The following is a 10,611-nucleotide window of genomic DNA, read 5'->3' as shown; positions in this document are numbered from 1 at the left end:
GGTGTGTCCGAGGCATCCGATTTCATGGTCCGACAGCGGCGCGGTCGAAGAACTGCGCCACCGGGGAGGGGAGTTCGACCATGACCGCGGAGCCCACAGCCGCCGTCGGTGCACAGCCGCAGAACCGGCCTGAGTCGGTGCCGGGACCGCGCGGCGTGCCGCTGCTCGGTAATCTGCCGCAATTCGGCAAGGACCCCCTCGCCTTCTTCGAGCTGCTGCGCGACCGGGGCACCATGGTGGACTGGAGGTTCGGCCGCACCTCCTGCGTGTACCTCTCCGACCCGGCGCACATAGGCGAACTGCTGCGGGAGGTCGAGGGCAGCTTCGACCAGCCCGACCTGGGCATCGCCTTCCGTACCGTCCTCGGCAACGGAGTCACGGTCGCCAAGGGCAAGGACTGGCGGCGCAAGCGCTCCCTCGTACAGCCGTCCGTGCGGCCCAAGCAGGTCAGGTCGTACGCGGGGACGATGGCCTCCTGCGCCATCGACGCGGCCGGGACCTGGTCGGACGGTCAACGGATCGACATCAAGCGGGAGATGGCACGGCTGACCCGCCGCATCGCCGTGTCCACGATCTTCGGCGTGGACACGGAGTCCGACTCCGAGGTGATCGGCGAGGCCATGGACGTGGCGCTCAAGGAGATCGGTGCGGAGTTCAGCGGCCTGGGCGCGGTGTTGCCGGACTGGGTGCCGACGCCGGGGCGCGCCCGCATCAGGAGGGCGGCCGGCGTGATCGACGCGGAGGTGAACCGGATCGTCGACGCGCACCGCGATGCCCCCGACGAGCGGCCCGACCTCGTGAGCCGGCTGCTCACCGCGCGCGACGAGACCGGGACGCGCCTCACGGACGCCGAGATCCGGGACGAGGCCGTCACCCTCTACATAGGCGGCCATGAGACCACCAGCTCGACCCTCGTCTGGGCCTGGTACCTCCTCGCCCGCAATCCGCGGGCGAGGGCCGCGCTGGGCGAGGAGCTCGACCGGGTCCTGGGCGGGCGCGACCCGGGCTTCGAGGACTACGCCGAGCTCGCGTACACGCAGGCCGTGGTGAAGGAGACCCTGCGGCTCTACCCCACGATCTGGCTGCTCACGGGCCTCGCCAGGGAAGGTGCATCGATCGGCGGGCGGTCCATGCCCAAGGGCACCCGCGTATGGACCAGCCAGTGGGCCACGCACCGGGATCCGCGCTGGTACAAGGACGCGGAGGCGTTCCGGCCCGAGCGCTGGAGCGGCGTGGAGGCCGAGGAGATACCCGAGGACGCCTGGTTCCCCTTCGGTGGCGGACCGCGGGTGTGTCTCGGGGCGCGGTTCGCCATGGTGGAGGCGGTGCTGATCCTGGCGGTGATCGCCCGGCGCTTCGAACTCCTGGTGGACCAGGAGGAGATACGCCCGGTGCCGACGCTGACGCTGCAGCCGGACCGGGAGGTCACGGCCGTGGTGCGGGGGCGGAGAGCGTCGGAGGAGTAGGCCTCACTCGGAGCCGGAGCCGGAGCCGGAGCCGGAGCCGGAGCCGGAGCCGGAGCCGGAGCGGGGGCTTGCGTCCGCCCATGCCTGGTGGTCGTCCCAGGCCTGCAGGGTGCGGCGGCTGGTGAAGCGGTGCGCCCGGCCGGTCACCGGATCGGTGAACTCCAGGGACCTGGCGAGCAACTGCAGAGGGCGGGAGAAGTCATCGGCTGTGGACCGGCCGAGCACCTCGGGGTAGACGGGGTCGCCGAGCAGGGGGAGACCGAGCGCGTTCATGTGCACGCGCAGCTGGTGGGTGCGCCCGGTGCGGGGGAGCAGTCGGTAGTGGCCGAGTGGGGTGCCGGTACCGGTGGGCGCCGGGCGGTGGCTCAGCAGCTCGATCCGGGTCTTCGCATTGGGCTCGCCCGGCACCTCGCTCGCCGCGAGCACACCGCGCAGCTTCTCGATCCGGCTGCGCACCGTACGAGGCAGCTCGACCCCCGCATCGTACGGTGCCACCGCCTCGTACTCCTTGCGGACCGCCTTGTCGGCGAACAGCGACTGATACCGCCCGCGTTCCTCGGGCCGCACCACGAACATCACCACCCCGGCGGTCAACCGGTCGAGGCGGTGCGCGGCGCTGAGGTCGGGCAGCGCGAGCTCGGTCCTCAGGCGCGCGAGCGCGGTCTGGGTGATGTGCGAGCCGCGGGGAGTGGTGGCGAGGAAATGGGGTTTGTCCACGACGACCAGGTGGTCGTCCCGGTACAGGACGTCGATCGGCAAGGGGACGGGGTGCTCCGGCGCCTGCTCGCGATGGAACCAGATCAACTGGCCGCCCAGATAGGGGGCATCGGGCCGCAGCGGCCCGTCGGTGGTGACGAACGCGCCTTCGGCCAGCATGTTGTCGATCACCTCGGCCCCCGGGGCGAGCCGCTCGACGAGGTGGTCGCGCACGGTGGCCCAGGTCCCGTCGGCGGGCAGCCGCAGCCGCACGGCGTCGATGCCGTCGCGCTGGGGGAGGGGGGAGCGCGGAGCGCGTGACCTGCGAGTCATGGTGCGTCCAGCCTACGAGGTCGCCGACCGACCGACCGGGCCGGGCGGTGCGGGGTGGTGCGGGCGAATGAGCGAAGGCGCCCGACGGGGGCCGAATCCGTCGGACGACTTCGCGGTCGGGCCGCGGGATCCTCCCGTCTTCGAGCCCATGTAGCCGGACAGGCTCAGGAGCACGAAGAGGATGACCCAGGCCTGGGGGCCGCGTCACGGGACCCACGCGCGGCGCACACGAAGGCACCCCACCGGCGAGGCCGATGGGGTGCGGCTGTGGGGGCGGGCGCCAGAGCGGGCGCCCGGGCGGGCGGCTGGTGTGGGGCGGGGGCGGTGGGTCCGTGTGGGCCTGGGGGCAGGGTCAGGCGGCCGGTGCGGGCGTCTCCTGCTCCGCCTCCACCGCAGCGTTCCAGTCGCGCTTCGAGGCCTGCCAGCCGTCCTCGTTGTGCCCGAGGCGCCAGTAGCCCGAGATCGACAGCTGTTCGCGCGGTACGCCGCGGTCGATCCGCAAGTGGCGGCGGAGCTCCTTGACGAAGCCCGCCTCGCCGTGGACGAAGGCCTGCACCTCGCCCTCGGGGAAGTCGAGAGCTCGCACGGCCTCGATCAGGGCCGTGCCGACCGGGCGGCCGTCGCGGTGCAGATAGGTGATGTGGCCCGCGGTTTTCTGTTCCTCGGAGGCGTCCTCGATCTCCACGTAGACGACCGCCTTGGCGTCTGCGGGCAGTTGTTCCAGAGCCGCCGCGATGGCGGGCAGGGCGCTCTCGTCGCCGGCCAGGAGGTGCCAGTCGGCGCTTGCCGAGGGGGCGTAGGCCCCGCCCGGCCCGAGGAAGCGGATCGTGTCGCCGGGGCGGGCGTCGCGGGCCCAGGGGCCCGCCAGGCCCTGGTCGCCGTGGATCACGAAGTCGACGGTCAGCTCGCGGCGCCGCGGATCCCAGGCGCGCACCGTGTAGGTGCGGGTGACCGGCCACTCGTCGCGGGGCCGCTCGGCGCGGATCGCCTGGATGTCGAAGGGCTCGGGATAGTCCACACCCTCGGGCGTGAAGAGCAGCTTGATGTAGTGGTCGGTGAACTCCCCGGCCTCGAAGCGGGCCAGACCCTCACCGCCCAGCACCACGCGCTGCATGTGCGGGGTGAGCCGCTCGCTGTGGATCACCTCGCCGAGGTGGGTCTGCGGTGCTTTGCGCGCCGGACGTTCCGCCACGGCTGCCTCCCCTGGTTAGCCGACTTAGGTCTGCCTAAGTTAACACCGGTGATCGGAAAAGAGGAGAGGGCCTCGCGACACGCGAGACCCTCCGTGGTGGCGGACCGCCTGGTGCGTGGGCGTCTGTGGCGGCTCAGCCCGCCAGCGTCGTCACCAGCCGCTTGAGCGGAGTGCCGATGCCCCAGCGCTCCGCGAGGTCGTCGAGCGCGGCGGGATCGCGCGGCTCGCTCGGCAGGGCGGGGGTGATGTCCGGGACCGGTGCGTCCGTCGCCACCCGGATCACCTTCGGGGCGACCGCCACATACGGCCGGGACTCGTCCAGCTTCCTGCGCTGCGAGGGCGTCAGCTTGGAGCGCGGGTCGTCGACGGCGGCCATGATGCCGGCCAGGTCCCCGTATGCGGCCAGCAGCTTCGCCGCCGTCTTCTCGCCGATGCCGGGAACGCCCGGCAGCCCGTCGCTCGGATCGCCGCGCAGCAGTGCCAGATCGGCGTAGCCGGGGCCGCCGCTGTCGATCGCGTACTTCTCGCGCAGCCAGGCCTCGTCGGTGACCTGCAGGTTCCCCACGCCCTTGATCGGATAAAGGACCCGGATGCCGCGCTTGTCGTCGACCAGCTGGTAGAGGTCGCGGTCGCCCGTCACGATGTCGACCGGGCCGCGGGCGCGTGCCGTCAGGGTGCCGATGATGTCATCGGCCTCGTAGCCGGGCGCGCCGACGCGGGCGATGCCGAGCGCTTCCAGGACGTCGATGATGACCGGGACCTGCGGGGAGAGGGTGTCGGGGATCTCCTCCTCGTCCGGTCCGGTCTCCGTCTCCTGTGCGACCCGGTGCGCCTTGTACGAGGGGATCAGGTCGACCCGCCACTGCGGGCGCCAGTCGTCGTCCCAGCAGGCGACCAGATCGTCCGGCCGGTGGTCCCTGACCAGGCGGTCGATGAAGTCGATCAGCCCGCGCACGGCATTGACCGGTGTGCCGTCCGGGGCCTTCATCGACTCGGGTACGCCGAAGTAGGCGCGGAAGTAGAGGGAGGCGGTGTCGAGAAGCATGAGCCGTCGGGTTTCCGTCACATCCCGCATCATGCCGCACCCCACCGACAGCGGCCGCGCACCGGGCAAGTGCGACCCCTTGGCCCATAACCGCCATACATCAACAAAATGTGAACCGGATCACTTTCCGTTTGGTCTCGGGGTGGCGGGGCACACGCGAACGCGGAGCAGACTCGTGCCGGATACAACTACTTCCGGCCGGTCGGCGGGAAGATTCCGTCCGGCTCCACGGCCCGCCGGCGGGGGAGGTGGGCCGTCAGACGCACGACAGATGAGGTTTTATGTCCAGGCTCCAGGCGGAGCACCTGTACAAGGTGTTCGGCAGAAGGCCCGATGATGCGGTCGGCAGACTCGAAGCAGGCGCCGACCGCGAGGAACTGCGTGCCGAAGGCACCACGGCAGCGGTGATCGACGCCTCGTTCACCGTGGAGCCGGGGCAGATCTTCGTCGTCATGGGCCTCTCCGGCTCCGGCAAGTCCACGCTCCTGCGGATGCTCAACGGACTCCTCGAGCCCACCTCCGGACGCGTCCTGTTCGACGGCGAGGACATCACCCACATCGACCGGAGGAAGCTCCGCGAGGTCCGCTCCAGGAAGATCAGCATGGTCTTCCAGCACTTCGCGCTCTTCCCGCACCGCAGCGTCCTCGAGAACGCCGCATACGGCCTCGAAGTGCAGGGCGTCGCCAAGGACGAGCGCCTCGGGCGCGCCACCGAGGCCCTCGACCTGTGCGGTCTGAAGGGCTGGGAGAAGTCCTGGCCGGACGAGCTCTCCGGCGGTATGCAGCAGCGCGTGGGCCTGGCCCGGGCGCTCGCCACCGATGCCGACCTGCTGCTCATGGACGAGTCCTTCAGCGCACTCGACCCGCTGATCCGCCGCGATATGCAGGACCAGCTGCTCGAACTGCAGAAGACCCTGAAGAAGACCATCGTCTTCATCACCCACGACCTCAACGAGGCCATGCGCCTGGGCGACCAGATCGCCGTCATGCGGGACGGCCGCATCGTGCAGACCGGCACCGGAGAGGACATCCTGGTCCGTCCGGCCAACGACTACGTGCGCCGTTTCGTCGAGGACGTCGACCGCAGCCGGGTGCTCACCGCCGGTTCGATCATGGAGAAGGCCGCCGCGGGCACCGAGTTCGACGCGGGCGAGGACTCCTTCCGTGCCGAGACCCCGGTCGCCGAGCTGTTCGCCACGCTCGCCGAGGGCACCACCGAGATCCCCGTCACCGACGAGGACGGTGACCTCATCGGTGTCGTCGCCCGCGAGAAGGTCCTCTCGGCGCTCGCCGACGAGGCCAGTCTCGACACCGTGACGGCAGGCGACCCCGCGAGCGCGGAGGTGCAGGACGCCGTGCCCGGCCCGCGCGCGACCGACAAGGCGGTGAAGGCCGGTGCCTAGGCTCGAATTCGGCTCCTGGGTGGAGGACGCGGTCTCCTGGCTGCAGACCCACCTCGCCTGGCTCTTCGACTTCATCAACAGCGTCCTCGAAGGCATGTACGACGGCGTCGACACCGTGCTCGGCGGTGGCGAACCGCTGCTCGTCGCCGGCATCTTCGCCGTGATCGCCTGCTGGCTGCGCGGTCTGCTGCCCGGCGTCCTGGCCTTCGCGGGCTTTGCCCTGATCGATTCCCTCGGCCTGTGGGACGACGCGATGGCCACGCTGTCGCTGGTGATCGTCGCCGCGGTGATCACCGTCGTACTCGCCGTGCCGCTCGGCGTCTGGGCCGCCAGGAACAAGCGCGTCAGCGGCGCGATCCGCCCGGTGCTCGACGTCATGCAGACCATGCCGGCGTTCGTGTACCTGATCCCCGGCGTGATGTTCTTCGGCGTCGGCGTCACCCCCGGCGTCATCGCCACCATCGTCTTCGCGATGCCGCCCGGCGTACGCATGACCGAGCTGGGCATCCGGCAGGTCGACGGCGAGCTGGTCGAGGCCGCCGAGGCCTTCGGCACCAGCCCCAGGCACACCCTCACCCGGGTGCAGCTGCCGCTCGCACTGCCGACGATCATGGCCGGAGTCAACCAGGTCATCATGCTCGCCCTGTCGATGGTCGTCATCGGCGGTATGGCGGGCGCGGGCGGTCTTGGCGAGAAGGTGTACGCCGCGATCACCCAGCTCCAGGTCGGCCTCGCCGCCGAGTCCGGTGTCGCCGTGGTCATCCTGGCCATGTACCTGGACCGCATGACCGGCGCCCTCAACCAGCGGGTCTCGCCGCTCGGCCGCCGCGCCGCCGCCAAGGCCGCGGCCGCCGCGGGCCGTCTGCGGTTCGCGCACTACAAGCCGGGCACCGCCGTCGCCACCGTCGGTGTGGTCGTGCTCGCGCTGATCGCCGGCGGCATGAACCTCGCGGGTTCCGACAAGGACGAAGCCCCGAAGGCCGCCGCCACCGGCATCGGCGAGGGCCGGAAGATCAACCTGGGCTACATCCCCTGGGACGAGGGCATCGCCTCCACGTACCTGTGGAAGGAGCTCCTGGAGCAGCGCGGCTTCGAGACGGACATCAAGCAGCTCGACCCCGGCCCGCTCTACTCCGGCGTCGCCCGCGGCGACATCGACTTCCAGACCGACGCCTGGCTGCCCACCACGCACAAGGACTACTGGGACAAAAACGCCGAGCACCTCGAAGACCTTGGCTCCTGGTACGGCCCGACCTCCCTCGAGCTGTCCGTTCCCTCGTATGTGAAGGGCATCGACTCGCTCGATGATCTGAGGGGGCAGGGCAAGAAGTTCAAGGGGAAGATCATCGGTATCGAGGCGAGTGCCGGGATGATGAAGACCCTGGACGAGAAGGTCCTGAAGGAGTACGGCCTGGAGGGCGAGTACGAGGTCGTCTCCTCGTCGACCTCGTCGATGCTGGCGGAGCTCGACCGGGCCATCAAGAAGAAGGAACCGGTCGTGGTGACGCTGTGGTCGCCGCACTGGGCGTACGGCAAGTACGACCTGAAGAAGCTCAAGGACCCGAAGACCGCCTGGGGCGAGGGCGAGCAGATCCACGCCGTCGCGCACAAGGGCTTCTCGTCGAAGGAGCCGGTGGTCGCCAAGTGGCTGAAGGACTTCGAGCTCACCGAGGAGCAGCTCACCGGTCTGGAGAACGAGATCAAGTCCGCAGGCGAGAACAACGAGCAGCAGGCCGTGAAGACCTGGCTGGGGAAGAACCCGGGCCTGGCCGACAAGCTCGCCCCCGTCCCCGGCGGCAGCGCCAAGAAGCAGGGCAGGGACGCCGGCAAGACGGTGGACCTGGGCTACTTCCCCTGGGACGAGGCCATCGCCTCCACGTACCTCTGGCAGAACATCCTGGAGGACCGCGGCTACAGGACCACGAACAAGCAGCTCGACCCCGGTCCGCTCTACACCGCGCTCGCGCAGGGGCAGATGGATGTCCAGTTCGACTCGTGGCTGCCGACGACGCACAAGCACTACGTCGACCAGTACTCGGACAAGCTCACGGACCTGGGTTCCTGGTACGGCCCGACCTCCCTCGAGCTGTCCGTGCCCTCGTATGTGAAGGGCATCGACTCGCTCGATGATCTGAGGGGGCAGGGCAAGAAGTTCAAGGGGAAGATCATCGGTATCGAGGCGAGTGCCGGGATGATGAAGACCCTGGACGAGAAGGTCCTGAAGGAGTACGGCCTGGAGGGCGAGTACGAGGTCGTCTCCTCGTCGACCGCGTCGATGCTGGCCGAGCTGGACCGCTCGATCAAGAAGAAGGAGCCGGTCGTGGTGACGCTGTGGTCGCCGCACTGGGCGTACGGCAAGTACGACCTGAAGAAGCTCAAGGACCCGAAGCAGGCCTGGGGTAAGGGCGAGCAGATCCACATCGTCGGCAAGAAGGACTTCACCGAGGAGTTCCCGGAGCTCAGCGGCTGGCTGAAGGACTTCCACATGACCGAGGAGCAGCTGGCCTCCCTGGAGGTCGAGATCCAGAACGGCGATCCGGAGGACCAGAAGGCCTCGGCCCGGCGCTGGCTGGACGCCCACCCGGAGCTCCTCGACGAGTTCGCTCCGGTGAAGTGACGGCACCGTCCGGGCGGCGGGCACCCCGGGGCCGAGCCCCGGGGTGCCCGCCGCCCGTCGGCGTCCTGCGGGGTGGGGGCCGCCCGGGGCACGCCTTCTGCGCGCTTGTGCGGGATGCTTGAAGTACCAGCAGATGCATTGACGGGGCACGAAAGCCCGGCCTTGCGTAGGGTGCTGGGAACAGTGATCTGACCGCACGCGAAGCGATGGGGGGCCGGCATGGACGACAAGTTCTCCGGACGGGTCGGCTCGGCCATCCGGCGGCGCCGCAGGGCGCTCGGTCTCACGCTGGCCGCGGTCTCCGCGCGCAGCGGCCTCTCGGTGCCGTTCCTCAGCCAGATCGAGAACGAGCGGGCCCGGCCCAGCAGGGCCTCCCTCGAACGCGTGGCCGACGCCCTCGGCACCACCGCTGTCGAGCTCCTCTCCGCCGCCGATGCGGAACGCGTCGTCGAGGTCGTGCGCGCGGCGCCCGCCGGGGAGGGCACGGACATCCGAGCCCTCGTACCCGGCAAGCACCAGCTGCACGCCCGCGAGTACATCGGCGATCATGACTCGGGCCGCGAATTCCGGCACCGCAACGACGAGTTGATGTACGTGGCCGAAGGCGCCATCGAGGTCGAGGCCGACGGGCGCGCCTACCGGCTCGCCCGCGGCGACACGATGTTCCTGTCCGGGGGAGTGCCGCACCGCTGGCGGGCGGCCGTCCCCGAGACCCGGGTCCTGATGATCGCGGTGGCGGAGCACATCAAGGCCGAGCACGAGTGAATGGCCTATCGCCCCTTGCTTCGCGTGAGGAGCGGGGCGCCTGGTGCCCGCGCCGAGTGGTCGCCTGGTCCGCGAGTCGAGTGGTCGCCTGGTGAGCGAGCCGAGTGCGTCGCGTGCTGCCCGCCCTGAGCGGATCGCCCGTCGCACCCGCATAACCTGGGACGATGAGTACCACCCCGCCCCCGGTGCCCCGCCTCAGCGACCGCGTTCCCGACCTCGGGGCGCTTCAGCTGCTGCTCGCGATCGCCAGGCTCGGCAGCCTCGGCCGTGCGGCCCGGGAGCTCGGCATCACCCAGCCCGCGGCGAGCAGCCGGGTGCGGGCCATGGAGCGGCAGCTCGGGGTCGCCCTCGTCGACCGCTCGCCGCGCGGTTCCCGGCTCACCGACGCCGGGGCGTTGGTCACCGACTGGGCGCGGCGGATCGTGGAGGCCGCGGAGGCCTTCGACGCGGGGGCGCAGGCGCTGCGGGTACGGCGCGACCGGCGGCTGCGGATCGCGGCCAGCATGACGATCGCCGAGTATCTGCTGCCGGGCTGGCTGATCGCGCTGCGCCACCAGCGCCCCGAGACGGCCGTACAACTGCTCGCAGGGAACTCACAGTTCGTGGCCGAGCGGCTGCTCGCGGACGAGGTCGACCTCGGGTTCATGGAGGGGCTGAGCGTGCCGTCCGGCCTGACGGGTGTGGTGATCGCCCGGGACCATCTCGTCGTGGTCGCCGCGCCCACGCACCGCTGGGCGAAGCGGCGGGCGCCGCTCGATCCGGAGGAGCTGGCCCGTACGCCGCTGATCCTGCGGGAACGGGGGTCGGGAACCCGGCAGGTGCTCGATGCGGCGCTCGGCGGGCTCGCCGAGCCGCTGCTCGAACTCGCCTCCACCACGGCGGTGAAGGCGGCGGCGGTGAGCGGCGCGGGGCCTTCGGTGCTCAGTGAGCTGGCAGTGGGGGAGGAGCTGGCGGCGCGGCGGCTGGTACGGGTTCCGGTGGCGGGGGTTTCGCTGGACCGTGCCCTGCGTGCCGTGTGGCGCACCGGGCATCGGCCGGTCGGGCCCGCGCGCGACCTGTTGTCGCTGACGCGGGTGGGCTGACCTGCGGCATCC

At 70.6% G+C, this 10,611-nt stretch carries 8 protein-coding genes; 5 read left to right on the top strand and 3 right to left on the bottom strand.

Annotated features, from left to right (window positions below; all coding sequences use genetic code 11):
• Window positions 1-80 precede the first annotated feature (80 nt).
• The gene (locus ACLF6P_RS06340; RefSeq protein WP_415948735.1) at window positions 81-1,466 is read left to right on the top strand and encodes a cytochrome P450; all 1,386 of its coding nucleotides are present in this window, start codon (window positions 81-83) and stop codon (window positions 1,464-1,466) included.
• 3 nt (window positions 1,467-1,469) lie between these two features.
• Here ACLF6P_RS06340 and ACLF6P_RS06335 read toward each other — a convergent pair whose 3' ends face one another.
• The 3 genes from ACLF6P_RS06335 to ACLF6P_RS06325 form a co-directional block, all read right to left on the bottom strand.
• Complete coding sequence (locus tag ACLF6P_RS06335; protein WP_415948734.1) at window positions 1,470-2,495, bottom strand: pseudouridine synthase; 1,026 nt, start codon at window positions 2,493-2,495, stop codon at window positions 1,470-1,472.
• 352 nt (window positions 2,496-2,847) lie between these two features.
• A complete protein-coding gene (locus ACLF6P_RS06330) occupies window positions 2,848-3,687 on the bottom strand; it encodes a siderophore-interacting protein (protein ID WP_415948732.1) in 840 nt (279 codons plus the stop codon).
• Between the two features lie 133 nt (window positions 3,688-3,820).
• On the bottom strand, window positions 3,821-4,762 hold the full coding sequence (locus tag ACLF6P_RS06325) for a 5'-3' exonuclease (protein WP_415948926.1): 942 nt from the start codon (window positions 4,760-4,762) through the stop codon (window positions 3,821-3,823).
• Window positions 4,763-5,013: 251 nt separating this feature from the next.
• Here ACLF6P_RS06325 and ACLF6P_RS06320 point away from each other — a divergent pair, with 251 nt between their 5' ends.
• The 4 genes from ACLF6P_RS06320 (at window position 5,014) to ACLF6P_RS06305 (ending at window position 10,599) form a co-directional block, all read left to right on the top strand.
• A complete protein-coding gene (locus ACLF6P_RS06320; protein ID WP_415948731.1) occupies window positions 5,014-6,135 on the top strand; it encodes a quaternary amine ABC transporter ATP-binding protein in 1,122 nt (373 codons plus the stop codon).
• A complete protein-coding gene (locus ACLF6P_RS06315) occupies window positions 6,128-8,752 on the top strand; it encodes an ABC transporter permease/substrate binding protein (RefSeq protein WP_415948730.1) in 2,625 nt (874 codons plus the stop codon). Before ACLF6P_RS06320 ends, ACLF6P_RS06315 begins: the two co-directional genes overlap by 8 nt.
• A 219-nt stretch (window positions 8,753-8,971) precedes the next feature.
• Window positions 8,972-9,517, top strand: coding sequence for a helix-turn-helix domain-containing protein (locus tag ACLF6P_RS06310; RefSeq protein WP_415948729.1), 546 nt, complete (start codon window positions 8,972-8,974; stop codon window positions 9,515-9,517).
• Window positions 9,518-9,681: 164 nt separating this feature from the next.
• A complete protein-coding gene (locus tag ACLF6P_RS06305; protein ID WP_415948727.1) occupies window positions 9,682-10,599 on the top strand; it encodes a LysR family transcriptional regulator in 918 nt (305 codons plus the stop codon).
• The last annotated feature ends 12 nt before the right edge of the window (window positions 10,600-10,611 follow it).

Origin of the sequence: Streptomyces lothianensis (assembly GCF_047779955.1) — a bacterium.
Classification (GTDB): domain Bacteria; phylum Actinomycetota; class Actinomycetes; order Streptomycetales; family Streptomycetaceae; genus Streptomyces.
This window is presented reverse-complemented; position numbering and strand designations above follow the sequence as displayed.